Genomic DNA, 15,441 nt, shown 5'->3' on the forward strand with positions numbered 1-15,441 from the left:
TTTTCGCTCTAGAGTGCCCGTCAGGCGGACGATCAAGATCCGCCACCGGGAGGTCCGACTTGCATCCTGATCCCGCCTGACGGCTGTCCCGCCGCGCTCCCGCGGCGGCGGCGGCGCGTGCCCGGCTCCCCCGGGGCGCCGGCCCCCCTCCCCTTCCCGACGCCGAACAACACGCAGCGGAACGACAAGGAGCACCCATGACGCGCGTCCGAAGCCTCACCCTCGCGGCCGCCACCGCCGCCCTGATCGCCGGCTCGGCCCCGGCCGTGGCGCAGACCAGGCTGACCATCATGGTCTTCGCCGGCATGCAGAACCTGCCGCTGTTCGCGGCGCAGTCGCAGGGCCTCTTCGCCAAGCGCGGCCTCGAGGTCGACATGAAGATCGCCCCGAACTCCGACGAGCTGCGCAACGGCCTCGCCCAGGGCCGCTTCCAGGTCGTCCACGCCGCCTCCGACAACTCGGTCGCCATGGTCGAGATGGCGGGCGCCGACGCCAAGATCGTGGTCGGCGGCGACAACGGCATGAACCGGCTGTTCGTCCAGCCCGACATCGCCCGACTCGAGGACCTGCGCGGCAGGACCGTCGCGGTCGACGCGCCCAACACCGCCTATGCGTTCCAGCTCTACGAGATCCTCCGCCTCGCCGGGCTCGAGCGCGAGAAGGACTACAAGGTGCAGGTGGTCGGCGCGACGATGAAGCGGGTCGACGCCCTCATGGCCGACAAGACGCTGGCCGCCACCATGCTCAACCCGCCCTTCTCGCTGCGCGCCGCCAAGGGCGGCCTGAAGGACATGGGCGAGGCGACCGCCAAGATCGGCCCGTACCAGGCCTCCGCCGGCTTCGTGCTCGCCAAGTGGGCCCGCGAGAACTCCGACACGCTGGTGAAGTACCTCTCCGCCTATGTCGAGGGCGTGCGCTGGTCGTCCGACCCGAAGAACAAGGCCGCGGCCATCAAGCTCGTCGCCGACAAACTCAAGCTTCCCGAGGAGGTCGCGGCGGCCGGCTACGACCTGCTGATGACCGGCATGCCGAAGGACGCCGCCCTCGACATGAAGGGCTTCGAGAACGTGCTGGCGCTGCGCACCCGCCACACCGGCAAGCCGACCCGGCCGGCCGCCGACTATGTCGACCTGTCGTACTATCAGAAGGCGATCGCCGGGATGTGAGACGGCATTCGTGGCCGGCACGCTCAGAGGCACGACACGGCATCCCCGTCTCTCGGCGGCGTGCCCCGGCAACGATCCTCGGCCCGCCGCGTCCGCCCCCCGGTCCCGGATCGCGGCGCGGTGCGCCGCGCCCGGGACACGAGGCCCGTCACGACGAATTGCGTCGCGGCCGGCCCGGGACGCGGGATCCGCACGGCCGCGCGCTGCTAGACTGCGCGCGGATCGACGGGGCCGCGGGCCGAAGGTCCGCCGCCCCGTGTCCGGCACGTCGTCCTGCATCGTCGATAGTTCACCGGATGCACACATGAACCTCTCGCAGAAGCTTCGCGCACGCGAGGCGGCCGGGCGGCCCGTGACGGTCGGGCTGATCGGCGCCGGAAAGTTCGGGGCCATGTTCCTGGCGCAGGCGCGGCTGACGCGCGGCCTGCATGTCGCCGGCATCGCGGATCTCGACGTCGACCGCGCGCGGCGCCAGCTCGCGGCCGCCGGCTGGGAGCCGGAACGCTCCACCGCGGACTCTCTCGACGACGCGCTGAAGTCGCGAAAGACCCATGTCGGCCCGGACGCCGCCGCCCTGATCGCGCGGGGCGGCATCGAGGTGATCATCGAGGCGACCGGCGTGCCCGCCGCCGGCATCGGCCACGCGCTCGCGGCGATCGCCCAGCGCAAGCACGTCGTGATGGTCAATGTCGAGGCCGATGCGCTCGCCGGCCCGCTGCTCGCCGCGCGGGCGAAGGCGGCCGGCGTCGTCTACAGCCTCGCCTGGGGCGACCAGCCGGCGCTGATCTGCGAGCATGTCGACTGGGCCCGCACCTGCGGCTTCAAGGTCGTGGCCGCCGGCAAGGGCACCCGGTACGAGCCGCACTATCACGCCTCGACGCCCGACACGGTGTGGGACATCCTCGACAAGTATCTGTCGATCTCCGACCGCGGCTCGATCAATCCGAAGATGTTCAACTCCTTCGTCGACGGGACCAAGTCGGCGATCGAGATGACGGCGGTGTGCAACGCCACCGGCCTGGTGCCGCAGTCGGACGGGCTGCGCTTCCCGCCGGCGAGCCGGTTCGAACTCGCCGGCGTGTGCCGCCCGATCGCCGACGGCGGCACGCTGGAACAGGCCGGCGTCACCGAGGTGGTCTCCTCGGTCGACCGGCAGGGCCGCGACGTGCCGCATCATCTGGCGCTCGGCACCTATGTGGTGGTCGAGGGCGAGACCGACTATGCGCGGCGCTGCTTCCGGGAATACGCCATGCTGCCGGATGCGAGCGGGCGCTACGCCGCGCTCTATCGGCCGATCCACATGATCGGCCTCGAGCTCGGCGTCTCGGTGGCGAGCGCGGCGTTGCGCGGCGAGCCGACCGGCGCACCGACCGGCTTCCGCTCCGACGTCGTCGCCACCGCGAAGCGAGCGCTGAAGCAGGGCGAGATCCTCGACGGCGAAGGCGGCTTCTGTGTCTGGGGCCGGCAGACGCCGGCCCCACGATCGCTCGCGCAGGGACTGCTGCCGCTCGGCCTCGCCCACGGCGTCACGCTCACCCGCGACGTCCCGGAAGGCGCCGCGCTGCGCTGGAGCGACGTCGCGATCGACACGACCGACATCGCCGTCAGGACGCGCCGAGACATGGAAGCCGCCTTCGGCGCCGCGCCGGAGCGACGTCCGTGACGACCACAGGAACGGGGGAACGATCGTGAGCGACTACTATGTCCACCGGCTGCAGGTGTCGATGCCGCTCGCCACGGCCGACGCGATCGCCGACGACGCCATCGCGGCCGGGCGCGAGGTCGGCCTGCTGCCGCTGACCGTGGCGGTGCTCGACGCCGGCGGCACGCTGGTCGTGCTCAAGCGCGAGGACGGATCCGGCGTGCTGCGGGGCGACATCGCCATCGGCAAGGCCTGGGGCGCGCTCGGCATGGGAATCTCCAGCCGCACCATCCGGGATCGCCTGCGCGAGCGCCCGGCCTTCCAGAGCGCGCTCGCCGCCGCGTCCGACGGACGCTTCATCCCGGTGCCGGGCGGCGTGCTGGTGATGAACGCGGCGAAGGAGGTGATCGGCGCCGTCGGCATCAGCGGCGACGCGTCCGACAAGGACGAGTATGCGGCCATCACGGCCGTGCAGCGCGCCGGGCTGACGCCGCACCCCGACAAGCCGGCCGAGAACTGGCGCGACGCCGGCCTCTGAGACCGACACGCGACTGGATCGACTCATCCCTCATGGCGCGGAGCGGCCGCAGGCCGCGTCTCGAACACGCAGATCGAGCTCGGTCGATCTGCGCACCATGAGCCCGAAGTCGAGCAGGCTCGACTTCGGCGGCCCCCCCTTCGAGACGCACCCTCGCGGGCGCTCGTCGGGGTGAGGACGGAGAGGGGTCGGTTCGATTGCGCGGCGAAACGAAACAGACCAACAACTCACCAGGAGGAAACGAACGTGATGAAGCTCCTTGCGACCGTGGCCTTGTGCCTCGGGTCCCTGGCGTCGCCCGCATGGGCCCAGGACGCCTATCCGAGCCGGACGGTCCGTCTGGTCGTGCCGTTTCCGGCCGGCGGACCGACCGACGTCTTCGCGCGGCAATACGCGGCGCGGATGTCGGCGGTTCTCGGGCAGCAGATGATCGTCGAGAACAAGGCCGGTGCGGCCGGCGCGATCGGCTCGACCGAGGTCGCCCGCGCGCCCGCGGACGGCTACACGCTGCTGTTCGCGACGGCCTCGACGCACGGGCTGTACAATCTGCTGTCGAAGAGCCCGAAATACGACTCCCTCGATGATTTTTCGCCGGTCGCTATCGTCGGCTCGGCGCCCGCCGTGGTGGTCGTGCATCCCTCCGGGCCGGCCGACCTCGCGGCCCTGGTGGCGGCCGTGAAGGCCAATCCGGGGAAGCTGCAATACGGCTCGCCCGGCACCGGCACGTTCCTGCATCTCGCCGGCGAGATGTTCAAGACCGAGGCCGGCGGCCTCGACATCCCGCACATCCCCTACAAGGGCTCGGCGCCGGCCATGAACGATCTGATCGGCAATCAGGTCGGCATGGTGATCGACACGCTCGGCACCTCGCTCCCGCAGCATCGCGGCGGCAAGGCGCGCATCCTCGCGGTCGCATCGGCGAAGCGCTCCGAGCTGGCGCCCGACATCCCCACCGTCGACGAGGCCCTGAAGATCAAGGGCTTCGAGGCGGGCCTGTGGAACCTGGTGGCGGCGCCCGCGGGGACGCCGCAGCCCGTGCTGACCAGGCTGCAGGCCGCGACGGCGCGCGTCATGGCCGACCCGGACGTCCAGGCCCAGCTGCGCAAGCTCGGGATCGATCCGGTCACGGAATCCTCGCCCGCAGCGGCCCGCGCCTTCATCGAGCGGGAGCGCGCGCGCTTCAAGCCGGTGGTCGCCGCTGCGGGCGTGAGCATCGACTGACCGCCGTCACGGCGGCGCGCGTCTCACGGCGCGCGCCGCCCGACCCGACCGCAGCTCAGCGTCCCGGCTCGCCGCGCAGGAACGCGGCGATCTCTGGCTTCTCCGACAGCGCCGCGAGATCGTCGGCGGTCGGAAGCTGCGGGCGGTCGCGCTCGGCGTTCACAAGACACAGGAAGCCGAGCGGCTCGCCTCCGGTGGCGCGGAACTGGTGCCAGGTCATCGGCGGAATGAAGACGAGGTCGCGCTCGCCGACCTCGCGCACCGCGTCGCCCACGAGGCAGTGGCCGCGCCCGCGAAAGATCATCACGGCATGCACGTGCTCGTGGCGCTCCAGCGTCGAGAAGCCGTCCGGCGCCACCTCGAAGTAGCGCAGCTCCCCGGCGAGCCGCGGATCCGAGAACAGGATCTGCCGCGACACCGACCGGAACAGCGCCCGCTCGTCCTCCTTGTAGGGCCGCGCCTCGACGCCCTCCCAGCGGAAGTCGTCCTCGGCCTTGCGGATCGTGTCGTTCGCGTCGGTGGTCATGGTGCAGTCTCGATCTCGGCCGTCCAGGTCGTTCCGGGCGGCGCCCTACAGGTGCCGCTTCGCATCCGAAGCCTCTCCCCCGTCGTGCTCCGCGAAGGCGGAGCACCCAGTACGCCGCAGCCATTCGACTGAAACGACGGAGTTCAGCGGATACTGGGTCGTCCGCGTGCGCGGACGACGACGATCGATAGGCCGTGGCTCCGATCCGGTCGGTCTTGGGGCCATGGAGCGGTCTCACCCCATATAGTCATGCCCGTGCACGGCGGCCACGAAATCCGCCGTGGCGGCGGCGAGGGTCTCGCGCGCCTCCAGGAGGGCGCCGCCGATCAGCAGCATCACGTCGGCCCCGTAGAAGTCCAGAAGCTCCGGCACGCGCTCGCGCGTCATCCCGCCGGCCGGCACCGGCAGGCTCGCGGCGAGCCCGTGCCACGGCGCCCGCGCCGCGTCGGCCAGCGCCCGGCAGGTCACGGTCGTGTAGCCGAAGCGGCCGCCGTAGTTCGGATAGACCACCGCGTCGGCGCCGATCAGGCGGAACAGCCTGCCGAACAGCAGCGGCGGCGCGATGCGGCTCGCCCCGCCCAGCGCCGGATGCGTGACGACGAGGAGATCGGGGTTCTCGGCGATCAGCGTGTGGACATTGGCGAAGCCCGCCACCATGGGCGCCACCATCACGGCCCGCACCCCGGCCGCGCGCGCGCAGGCGACCTGGGTGCGCATGCGGTCGAGGTCGCCCGAGAGGTTCGGCACGTAGAGCGGCGTGTGGCCGGTCCGCGCGCCGGCGTCGCGCACCGCCGCGGCGATGCGCGGCACCCGCTCGGCGAACGGCGCGGCCGGCTGGTCGGCAATGCCGTGATCGTCCTTGATCAGGTCGATGCCGCCCTCGGCGAAGTGTCGTGCGAGCCCGGCGAGCGCCGCGGCCGGCAGGCCCTGCGGCTTCAGCGCCGTCGCGGTCAGCGCCCGGCCGTGAACGCCGAGCCGCGCGCGGAGGCCGGCGATGCCGTGATGCGGGCCACCGAAGGCCGCGGCCGTCGCCGCCGGCAGCGCCACGTCGAGGAGCTCGACGTCGTCGTGCAGCGACGAGTTGCCGAACAGCATCGACAGAAGCTGGCCGGCATCGGCCCCGACGGTCGCTTCGGCGAGGCCGATCGTCACGGCGAAGCGGCCGGCATCGGCCGGCACGATCGCCTCGACCCGGCCGACGATCGTGTCGATCACGGCCGGCTCGGTGATCGCCGACAGCGGCATTTCCACCGATTGCTCGATCGCCAGGGCCTGCGCCCGCGACTCGATGTCGGCGGGCGCCGCCCGGATCAGATAGGTGACCTCCAGACGGCGGACGCCGGACACGGTGTTTCCTCTCACGGGCGATTGTCGAAAATCATCCCGATTCAGTGGGATGAACGCTTTCGTAGCACATCGCAGCGGCCGACACGCGCCCCAATCCGGCACCAGGACCGACACGCGAAAGCCCCATCTCCGCCATGAAACGCTGGCCTAATTTGCGGCGGGGGAATGGGGAGTAGTCAAATCGTGGGCTGGCCGAGGCTCCTTCGGAGCGAGACGGCGCGTTTGCTCGTCAGACGATATTCGAAGGGTGTGACGATCGCGGGGACGGCGACGACCGCGGCGACACTGGTGCTTTCGGTCATTCAGGACGCGTCGCCACCCGACGGGCCGCCTCGGCCGCCCGCCGAGCTTCGCAGCGCCATCACACGGATCGAGCCTCCCGCCACCGTCACGGTGGCGGAGCGGAGGGCCGTCGCGGCCGTACCGCGGCCCGGTCCCGGCGCTGAATCACACGGGACGCGGCCCCCACCGGGGCCGGTCCGCACCCGTGACATCGCGACGGGGCCGCGCACGACGCCCGTCGCCATCACCGCGGCGCCTCGCGCCGCGGCCTCCATCGAGCCCCCGACTGTCTCGCCGGCGCTCGACCGCCCAGCCCTCGCTCGAACCCTCGAGGGTCCGGTCGAGGACACCGCTGTCGAACGTCACTGGACCTTCGGTTCATCGCTCCGGCTCGCGCGGTCCGCCGCCGAGTCGGCGACCAGCAAGGTGCTCGAATGGAAACACCGCGTCACGAGTTCGATCGGATCACTGCTCGACGTCCTGCCCTGACCCGCGAGCGGCTGCTGCGTGCCGCCCTCGCGGTCTTCGCGGACCACGGCTACGCCGGCGCCTCGGTCCGGCGCATCTGCCAGCGGGCCCGCGCCAATCCGGCCGCCGTGAAGCACTATTTCGGCAACAAGGAAGGTCTCTATCAGGAGGTCCTGCACGCCGCCGCGACGGCCTTCGCGGGCGACACCGACGGCTTCGGCGAGCCCGACGAGCGGCCGCCCGAGGAGATGCTGCGCGACCTCATCCGCCACCAGCTCCGGCCGGTGCTGCGGCGGAACACCATCGGCCGCTATCTCAAGGTGTTCGCCTGGGAGGACATGGCGCCGTCGCGGCCCTACAAGCAGTTCCTCGCGTCGGGCCGGTCGCCGGGACTGACCGCGGCCAACGCCATCGCCCGGAAGCTGCTGCCACGGGATGCCAGCAACGAGGAGATCGCCATCGCCACCGCCTGGCTGATGAACCAGGCAATGCCGTTCGTGCGCAGCCGTGACGCGTATCGGGCGGCGCCGTTCGGGTTGCGCTACGACCAGGCCATGGTGGAACGCCTCGCCGATCGGCTGACCCATCTGGCGCTGACCGGCCTCGCCGGACGGCCGCGACGGCTCGACTAGAGCCGCGAGTCAGGGGCGCTTCGTCGGGGGCGCCCAGGCCGGCGGCCGGCGGTCGCGGAACGCGGCGCGACCCTCGACGCCTTCGGGCGACCAGAAGCCGCGGTGGAAGGTTTCGCGCAGCGATTCCATCAGCTCCGGCGTCGGCGCCACGCCCCGCAGGACGCGCAGATCCCGTTTCGCCTCGGCGGTGGCATCGGGGGCGCAGAGCATGATCGCCTCGAGCGTCCCGGCGAGCACAGCCTCCATGTCGGCGACCGCACACAGCTGGTGCGCCACGCCGAGCCGCAGCGCCTCCTCGGCGCCGATGCGCTCGCCCGTGATCAGCAGGCGCCGCAGGGCCCGTGGGCCGAGCGCCCGCTCGAACAGCGGCACGTAGGGCGCGACCGGGAAGCCGAGCCGCAGTTCCGGCACGGCAAAGCTCGCATCCTCGGCGGCGATCAGCACGTCGCAGCAGGCGGCGAGCGCGAAGGCGCCGCCCATGCAGGCGCCGTGGACGAGCGCGACCGTCGGCTTCGGGCAGGCGTCGAGGGCGAGGCAGACGCTCGGCATCGACACACCGCCGCCATTGCTGGGTCCCGCATGCGCCTCGGGATCGCCCAGAACGTCGCCGCCGACGCCGAAATGGCGCCCGTTGCCGCGCAGCACCAGCGCCCGCACGCCCGCATCCCGGGCGACCGCCGCGATGCAGGCGAGGAGCCGCTCCAGCATGCGGCCGTCATAGGCGTTGCCCTTGTCGGGACGGTCGAGCGTCAGCGTGGCGACGCCGCGGGCGTCGTGCTCGAAGAGCACATGGTCGGTCACGCCGGCGCTCCGGCGAGGAAACCGAGCAGCACGCGGTCGAAGGCCTCGGGCTGGTCCATGTTCGAGATGTGGCCGGCGCCGGCGATCACCTCGCAGCGCGAGCCCGGCAGCGCATCGGCGAGGCGCCGCATCGCCGTCGGGGTGGCACCGTCCTGCTCGCCGACGACGAACAGGGCGGGTCGCACGATCGTCGCGGCGGCCGGCCGCATGTCGTGATCGGCGAGCGCGGCGGCGCAGCCGGCGAAGCCGTTCACCGGCGTGGTGCGGATCATCTCGCGCAGACGGTCGACATGCGGCGGGTTCGCGGCGACGATCGCGGGCGGGCACCAGCGTCGAACCGTCGGCTCCACCAGAGCCTCCATGCCCTGCGCACGGGCCAGCGCGATGCGCTCCTCCCAGGCGCGGGCCGATTCCGGCGACGACGCCGCCGAGGTGTCGCAGGCGACGACGCGTTCGACACGCTCCGGCTGGCGGGCGGCGAGGCCCAGAACGGTGGTGCCGCCCATCGACAGACCGACGAGGCTGCAGCGGGCGATGCCGAGCGCATCGAGCAGCGCCGCGAGATCGGCGATCAGCAGATCGAAATCGTAGCGGCCGTCCGGCGCCTCCGTGCCGCCGTGGCCGCGCTGATCGTAGCGCAGCACGCGGAAGCGATCACGCAGCAGCGCCGCCTGACCGTCCCACATGGCGAGGCTGGTGGCGAGCGAGTTGCTGAACACCACCCACGGCGCCCCCTCGGGCCCTTCGACGGTGCAGTTGAAATCGATGCCGTTGGCCCTGATCCGCATGCTGTGGCTGCCCGATGATCGCTGCGCCGGACCAGACTCAGACCGCCGCCCGCATGACGCCGTCCGCGGCGTCGCCCGCCGGTTCCGCGGCGCCGGGCTCGGACAGGCGGAGCTGGTAGAAGGTGGCGTAGCGCTGGCCCTTCTTCAGCAGCTCCTCGTGGCGGCCCGCCTCGACGATCTCGCCGTTCTCGACCACGTGGATGCGGTCGGCATGCGCGATGGTGTAGAGCCGGTGCGCGATCACCAGGGTGGTGCGGCCCTTGGTCAGCTCGCCCATGGCGGCCTGCACGTAGGACTCCGCCTCGGAATCGAGCGCGGCGGTCGGCTCGTCGAGCAGGATGATGGGCGCGTCGCGCACCAGCGCGCGGGCGATGGCGATGCGCTGGCGCTGGCCGCCGGAGAGCTGGGCGCCCTGCTCGCCCACCTTGGTGTCGTAGCCGTCCGGGAAGGCCATGATGAAGTCGTGCGCATAGGCCGCCTTGGCGGCCGCGACGATCGCGTCGTCGCTCGCCCCGCGCCGGCCGAGCGCGATGTTCTCGCGGATGGTGCCGTGGAACAGGAAGACGTCCTGGCCAACATAGGCGAAGGCCTCGCGCAGCGATTCCGGCGACACCTCGGCGACGTCCTGGCCGTCGATGAGGATGCGGCCGGCCTGCGGCCGGTAGAGGCCGAGCAGCAGGTTGAAGATGGTCGACTTGCCGCCGCCCGAGGCGCCGACGAAGGCCGTCACCTTGTGGGGCGCCGCCTCGAACGAGACGGCCTTCAGCACCGGCTCGCCGGGCCGGTAGGCGAACTCGACCGCCTCGAACCGGACACGGCCCTCGCTCACCGAGAGGCGGGCGGTGCGGGTGTCGGCCGGCGGCGTCGGCAGGTCGAGCAGCTCGAACAGGATCCGCACGCCGACGAGGCCGGACTGCAGCTCGAGATTGAGCCGCGCGATGCGCTTGGCCGGCTCGTAGGCGAGGATGAAGGCGGTGATGAACGAGATGAACCCGCCCGGCGTCGCGTCCAGTACCAGCACGCTGTAGCCGCCGATCATCAGCACCGCGGCGATCGCCGTGCCGCCGAGCGACTCCATCAGCGGGGTCGAACGGTTCTGCACCCGGGCGAGCTTGTTGGAGGCCTGCTCGATGGCGTCGACATGGCGGTAGACCCGCTCCTGCATGACGCCTTCGAGGTTGAACGCCTTGATGATCTTGAAGCCCTGCACGGTCTCCTGCAGGGCCTGCAGGATCATCACGGTGCCGCCGAACTGCGTCATGGTGATCTGGCGCACGCGCTTGATCAGCGTGCGCAGCACCAGCACGGCCGGCGGCATGATCAGGAGGCCGACGATGGAGAGCAGCGGCTGCTGGTAGACCATCACGGCGACCAGGCCGATCAGGGTCAGCAGGTCGCGGCCGAGCGCCGTGATCAGAGCGTTCAGCACGCCCGAGGCGGCGCCGGCGCCGTAGTTGACCCGCGCCACGAACTCCGAGGAGTGCTTGTCGGTGAAGAAGGAGAGGTTCTGCCGCACCAGCCGGTCGAACATCCGCTTCTGGTTGCCGGCGATGATGCGGTTCGAGATCCGCGCCAGCGTGACGGCCTGGCCGTAGGTCGCGACGCCCTTGACGGCGAAGATCACGATGGCGGCGAGCGACACCGCGGCGACGCCGTAGAAGCTCTTGTTGACGTAGACCTGGTTGACGGCCGAGCCGATCAGGTAGGCGGTCGCCGCCGTGCACGCCGCACCGGCACCCATGAAGGCGAAGGCGAGTCCGTAGCTGCGCGCATGGCCGCGGCCGAACTCGCTGAGCAGGCGATAGACGATGGTCAGCGTGCCGCTCGGATCGGACCCGGCCCGGGGCTTCACCAGCTCCGCTAACTTTTTGAAGATACTCATCATTGACGACTCGCTGAGGGCGGGACCGGTGGCCGGGCGGACTGTAGTCGATCGTCGCCCCCGCGTCCAACCCGGCCGGCCGCGGCGCCGGCGCCGGCCGGTGGCGCGGCAGGACCGGCGATGGTCACGGGGAGACGGCGGGGCGACGGGGGGACGCGCGACTGCGCCGCGGCGTCCGGTCAGGCGCTGCGGACCAGCGGCTGGCCCTCGTCCAGCGACCGGATGGCGCGGTCGACCTGCTCGGCGGTCCGCCGCCACGACCACGGGACGTAGCCGGCCCGGATGGCGGCCTCGCGGGCCGCGACATAGCCGCGATCGTCGAGCGCGCGGACGACCAGCCGGTGGCATTCGGCGACGTCGACCGGATCGAAGTAGTCGACGAGATCGCCGCCCGCCTCGGGAATCGAGCTCGCCCCGGAGGCGATGCAGTACTTGCCGAGCCGCAGGCTCTCCGACACCGGCAGGCCCCAGCCTTCGTAGAGCGACGGGTAGATGGTGAACAGGCAGTTCGCGTAGTACCAGGCGAGCTCCTCGTCGGGCACGCTGGTCAGCATCGTGATCCTGGTGTTCACGGTGGTGTCGTGGCGCATCTGATGCAGGAGGTCGTCCATCAGCACGTAGCGCGTGCCGATCAGCAGGAGCTCGGGGCACTCGTCGCCGCGCGCCTCCGCGAGCCGCCGCCAGACGTGATACAGGCAGACGTGGTTCTTCCGGATCTCGAGCGTCGACACGCACAGCACGAAGGGACGCTTCGGAACGACGCGCGGCAGCGGCGAGCTGGCCGCCGTCGACGTGGCGGCGGGCGTGGCGGCGGGCGTGGCGACCTTGGGCCGGAGCGGATCGTCGCCGAGCCGGATCACCTCGACGGGGCGCGCCGGCAGGTTCTCGCGCCGGATGTAGCGGGTGATCTCGCGCCGCTGGAACTCGGAGATGGTCAGCAGCAGGTCGGCGTTGCGGATCTGCCGGCGCACCCAGCGGGTGATCAGCGCCGCCATCGCGTGGTTCGGGGTCCACTGCGGGAACAGCGTCGGGATCAGATCGTAGACGATGCTGACGCAGCGGAAGCCGTGCACGCGCTTGCTCGCCGCGATGGTCTCGCCGTAGCCGTCGAGCCCCCATCCCGCGGTGCCGGACAGCACCACGTCGTCGCGCCGGAACAGATCCGCCACCACGGGCGGCCCGGCCCGCGCGAGGGTCGGCTCCTGCGGAGCGGACGCGGCGGCCCCGCGCCAGCGGCGCGTGCGCAGCGTCCGGACCAGGCCGCGGACGCTCAGCCGCACGTGGCGCCAGGCGGTGCGGATGTCGTCCGGCGTGGCGGCGACGACGGTCCGCTGCCACCAGTTCAGACGCCGCTTCGGCGCCGCCGCGGCGGCCGGCGCGACGAGGCCGAGCGGCACCGGGCGGCGCGCCGGACCCGGCCCGGCCCGATCGTTGGCGACCGGCAGCAGACAGACCCTCACCACCTCGGGAAGCTGTTCGAGGCCGACCTCGGCGATCGTCCGCGACGCCGGATCGTAGCGGAACAGGCGGACGTCCGGACGGACGTGACGCAGCTCGGAGAGGATGCCGACGACCGTCCGCTGGATGCCGGTCAGATGCTGCAGCGGCCAGTCGACGAGATCGGAGACGTCGTACCACACCGTCATCGCGGCACCGGCGGGTGGAGGTTGGGCAGGAACCGGGCGGGGACGAAATTGTCGAGCACGTTCACGGGCACCTCGAGCCGCTCGCGCAGCTCGGGCTCCTCGGCCCGGAAGTAGAACCGGTTCAGCCCGTCGAACAGCGCGAAGCGGTAGCCGGCGTCGAACAGCAGGCCCTCCCAGGCGAACCAGGTCGGCTCGCAGGTCACCGGCCGGACTGCCTCGACGATCACCACGCGGGGGCGGCAGGCGCGCCACTCGGCGCTCTCGATCACGGCGCGCTCGGCCCCCTCGACGTCGATCTTCAGGAAGTCGACCTCGCCCGACACATGGACATCGGTGATCGCCGCGAGCGACCGCACCTCGACGTCGCGCTCGGTGACCGTGTAGCCGGTCGACGCGATTACATCGACCTCCATGGTGTCCTTCAGGCCGGACAGGCCGGTGTCGTGCACCTCGAGAAAGCGCGCCGTCGCGCCGTCCTCGGTCCCGACCGCGACCTTGAGATTGATGTCGCGCGGCCGGGCCGCGACGAGCCGGTCGAAATAGACCTCGTTCGGCTCGACATTGATGCCGGACCAGCCCTTCAGATAGAAGTGCTTGGTGACGGAATCGGCATCCGGATCCCATGCCCCGACATCGATGTAGAAGCCGCGCGGCTGCCCGACGAAGCAGCGCTCGAGCAGCACGTCCTCGTTGTTCTGGGCGTAGGAGACCATGGGCGGCCGCTCGAGCATCGCTGTGTGGAGGTTCATGTCGCAGACCGGCCGGCCGGATCGATCGTCCGGGACGGACGGCTGCAGCAACGCGAACAGAATGAACTTTCAAGCATCTCGTTTCTTCCAGACACGATCGGCGTGGCGCCGGTCGGACGACCGGCGACCGGTCGCGCGTAATGTCGACAGGCCGCGACGCGTCCGCTGGCCGGTCCCACATCGCCCGAAACGCTCTGCGGGAAAAATGCCCGTGCACCCGTTCCGTTCGCACCCGACGAAACACGATTCCGAGCGGTCAACGGATGTGCAAATCTCGACGAATCGGCCCCAATTCGCCGAACAACTCCCAAGTCGTTCTCAGACTCCCCTCTGGTTCGGACAATACAGCCGGGGCGATCGGGATCGCAAGCGCCAGACCAGCACTCCGCGCGGCAAACCGAATTCGGCGGGGGAAATCCCGCACTACGATTTCGGAAGGGCTCCGCCCCGCGATTAGTACAATTTATCCTATATTGCGATTAGCCTGATCGATCTCACGCCTTGCTGGTACGTCCGCCAGCCACATCGGGTCGCGTGCACGCGTCAGAGTGGCGCAGGCCGACACCCTCCCCCCGTGGGCGCGGGAGCGGTCCCCGGCCGGTCGGAGCGGCGCATGGCCGGGCGGCGGCGAATCAGCGAGCGGCTGCGAGCCGCAGCGCGGTGTCGACGACGTGCCGGGCGATCGCCGGCGGCGTGTGGTGGGCCAGCACCTGGGCGCGACCGGCCTCGGCGATGCGGGCGAGCCGCGGCCGGTCGGCGAGCGCGGCCCGCACCGCGCGGGCGAGGCCGCCGGGCTCGACGTCGTAGTAGAGCGCGTGCTCGCCATCGAGCAGCGGCGCATGGCGCTCGATCGACGGCCGGTTGGCGAGCGGCACCGAGCCGCACAGCGCCGATTCGTACAGGCGGAAGCACTGCCAGCCGTAGCCCTCCGGCGTCCACACCAGCCGGGCGCGGGCGAGCCGCGCCAGATAGGCGTCGAGCGGCAGCGGCGCGTCCGGGATGTCGACGACGACTCCCTCGGCGCGCAACGCCAGGAGCTCGTCGAGACCGGTCTCGCGCACCGTGGAGGAATCCTTCACACGGCCGGCGAAGAACACGTCGGCGGTCTTCTCCGCCTCCGGCACGGGCCCCGGCAGCGGCCGTGCGAACACCTCGAGCGGCACGCCGAGCGACAAGGGCCGCAGCGTTTCCATGCGGCGGCGATTCCGCGCGATGCGCCGGAAGCGGGCGGTCGGCACCCGCCAGTGCAGCGTCCCGGTGAAGGCCTGCCAGTGGTCGGCCGGCAGCTCGCGCTTGAAGTAGGCCACGGCGCGGTCGAGCAGGAAGGCATTGCCGCGGTCGACGACGGCCGGATCGTCGAAATCGAGCACCGCGACGGGCGCGGCGACGCGGCCGCGCAGCAGCTGCGGCGCGACGCTGCGGGCCAGCGGCAGCGAGCCGTGCAGCACGCTGCGGCGGAAGATCGTCCGGCCGAGCGCGCGCGGCGTCCACGGCGCGCAGGCCGGAGCGTGGACGACGACGAGGTCGAAGCCCGGGTCGGCCAGCCGTGCCGCGAGCTCGCGCAGCGTGCCGAGCGTGACGAGATGGCGCCCGCGCGCCGGATCCGCGCTCGTCTCGTCCGGCCAGGTCGAGTGGAACTCGGTCGTCTCCGGAAACGCCGCGTGCATGTAGCCGGTCGGACCGATCTCGAGGATGCGCGGGGCGCTCGCGCGGGGCGCCGCCGGGCTCGCCTGGACCTGTTCGGACATGCGCC

General features: G+C 71.5%; 13 protein-coding genes. 5 read left to right on the forward strand and 8 right to left on the reverse strand.

The genetic code is table 11. The annotated features are described in order from the left end of the window. The first annotated feature begins 197 nt into the window (after positions 1-197). The 4 genes from J2S22_RS19075 (at position 198) to J2S22_RS19090 (ending at position 4,567) form a co-directional block, all read left to right on the forward strand. On the forward strand, positions 198-1,166 hold the full coding sequence (locus tag J2S22_RS19075; protein ID WP_272779609.1) for an ABC transporter substrate-binding protein: 969 nt from the start codon (positions 198-200) through the stop codon (positions 1,164-1,166). 304 nt (positions 1,167-1,470) lie between these two features. Then, positions 1,471-2,829, forward strand: a complete 1,359-nt coding sequence (locus tag J2S22_RS19080) for an NAD(P)H-dependent oxidoreductase (RefSeq protein ID WP_272779608.1) — start codon at positions 1,471-1,473, stop codon at positions 2,827-2,829. Positions 2,830-2,854: 25 nt separating this feature from the next. Further along, positions 2,855-3,346, forward strand: coding sequence for a GlcG/HbpS family heme-binding protein (locus tag J2S22_RS19085; protein WP_272779607.1), 492 nt, complete (start codon positions 2,855-2,857; stop codon positions 3,344-3,346). Between the two features lie 249 nt (positions 3,347-3,595). Next, a complete protein-coding gene (locus J2S22_RS19090; RefSeq protein WP_272779647.1) occupies positions 3,596-4,567 on the forward strand; it encodes a Bug family tripartite tricarboxylate transporter substrate binding protein in 972 nt (323 codons plus the stop codon). 55 nt (positions 4,568-4,622) lie between these two features. On the opposite strand, the gene J2S22_RS19095 is transcribed toward J2S22_RS19090, so the two are convergent. Next, positions 4,623-5,093, reverse strand: a complete 471-nt coding sequence (locus J2S22_RS19095; protein WP_272779606.1) for a cupin domain-containing protein — start codon at positions 5,091-5,093, stop codon at positions 4,623-4,625. A gap of 234 nt (positions 5,094-5,327) precedes the next feature. Then, positions 5,328-6,440, reverse strand: coding sequence for a RuBisCO large subunit C-terminal-like domain-containing protein (locus J2S22_RS19100; protein WP_272775260.1), 1,113 nt, complete (start codon positions 6,438-6,440; stop codon positions 5,328-5,330). A 716-nt stretch (positions 6,441-7,156) separates the two neighbouring features. Here J2S22_RS19100 and J2S22_RS19105 point away from each other — a divergent pair. Beyond that, on the forward strand, positions 7,157-7,822 hold the full coding sequence (locus tag J2S22_RS19105) for a TetR/AcrR family transcriptional regulator (RefSeq protein ID WP_272775261.1): 666 nt from the start codon (positions 7,157-7,159) through the stop codon (positions 7,820-7,822). A gap of 9 nt (positions 7,823-7,831) precedes the next feature. Here the strand turns inward: J2S22_RS19105 and J2S22_RS19110 are convergent, their stop codons facing one another. The 6 genes from J2S22_RS19110 to J2S22_RS19135 form a co-directional block, all read right to left on the reverse strand. Then, a complete protein-coding gene (locus J2S22_RS19110; RefSeq protein ID WP_272775262.1) occupies positions 7,832-8,623 on the reverse strand; it encodes an enoyl-CoA hydratase/isomerase family protein in 792 nt (263 codons plus the stop codon). Further along, a complete protein-coding gene (locus J2S22_RS19115; protein WP_272775263.1) occupies positions 8,620-9,411 on the reverse strand; it encodes an alpha/beta fold hydrolase in 792 nt (263 codons plus the stop codon). Before J2S22_RS19115 ends, J2S22_RS19110 begins: the two co-directional genes overlap by 4 nt. Positions 9,412-9,448: 37 nt before the next feature. Continuing rightward, positions 9,449-11,293: an ABC transporter ATP-binding protein gene (locus J2S22_RS19120; protein WP_272775264.1), complete on the reverse strand. Its 1,845-nt coding sequence runs from the start codon at positions 11,291-11,293 to the stop codon at positions 9,449-9,451. A gap of 179 nt (positions 11,294-11,472) precedes the next feature. Next, the gene (locus J2S22_RS19125; RefSeq protein WP_272775265.1) at positions 11,473-12,939 is read right to left on the reverse strand and encodes a glycosyltransferase family 4 protein; all 1,467 of its coding nucleotides are present in this window, start codon (positions 12,937-12,939) and stop codon (positions 11,473-11,475) included. Then, a complete protein-coding gene (locus J2S22_RS19130) occupies positions 12,936-13,688 on the reverse strand; it encodes an FkbM family methyltransferase (protein WP_272775266.1) in 753 nt (250 codons plus the stop codon). The genes J2S22_RS19125 and J2S22_RS19130 overlap by 4 nt, the downstream gene beginning before the upstream one ends. A 632-nt stretch (positions 13,689-14,320) precedes the next feature. Beyond that, positions 14,321-15,436 (reverse strand): glycosyltransferase, encoded by a 1,116-nt coding sequence (locus J2S22_RS19135; protein ID WP_272775267.1) that lies wholly within the window; start codon positions 15,434-15,436, stop codon positions 14,321-14,323. Positions 15,437-15,441: the final 5 nt, after the last annotated feature.

This window comes from Rhodoplanes tepidamans (genome assembly GCF_030813915.1).
GTDB lineage: Bacteria > Pseudomonadota > Alphaproteobacteria > Rhizobiales > Xanthobacteraceae > Rhodoplanes > Rhodoplanes tepidamans.

What these genes read in the sequence shown, in the direction of transcription:
- J2S22_RS19075 (WP_272779609.1), top strand. Translation starts at nt 198, where the DNA reads ATGACGCGCGTCCGAAGCCTCACCCTCGCGGCCGCCACCGCCGCCCTG.
- J2S22_RS19080 (WP_272779608.1), top strand. Translation starts at nt 1,471, where the DNA reads ATGAACCTCTCGCAGAAGCTTCGCGCACGCGAGGCGGCCGGGCGGCCC.
- J2S22_RS19090 (WP_272779647.1), top strand. Translation starts at nt 3,596, where the DNA reads ATGAAGCTCCTTGCGACCGTGGCCTTGTGCCTCGGGTCCCTGGCGTCG.
- J2S22_RS19095 (WP_272779606.1), bottom strand. Translation starts at nt 5,093, where the DNA reads ATGACCACCGACGCGAACGACACGATCCGCAAGGCCGAGGACGACTTC.
- J2S22_RS19105 (WP_272775261.1), top strand. Translation starts at nt 7,157, where the DNA reads ATGGAAACACCGCGTCACGAGTTCGATCGGATCACTGCTCGACGTCCT.
- J2S22_RS19115 (WP_272775263.1), bottom strand. Translation starts at nt 9,411, where the DNA reads ATGCGGATCAGGGCCAACGGCATCGATTTCAACTGCACCGTCGAAGGG.
- J2S22_RS19120 (WP_272775264.1), bottom strand. Translation starts at nt 11,293, where the DNA reads ATGAGTATCTTCAAAAAGTTAGCGGAGCTGGTGAAGCCCCGGGCCGGG.
- J2S22_RS19125 (WP_272775265.1), bottom strand. Translation starts at nt 12,939, where the DNA reads ATGACGGTGTGGTACGACGTCTCCGATCTCGTCGACTGGCCGCTGCAG.
- J2S22_RS19130 (WP_272775266.1), bottom strand. Translation starts at nt 13,688, where the DNA reads ATGAACCTCCACACAGCGATGCTCGAGCGGCCGCCCATGGTCTCCTAC.
- J2S22_RS19135 (WP_272775267.1), bottom strand. Translation starts at nt 15,436, where the DNA reads ATGTCCGAACAGGTCCAGGCGAGCCCGGCGGCGCCCCGCGCGAGCGCC.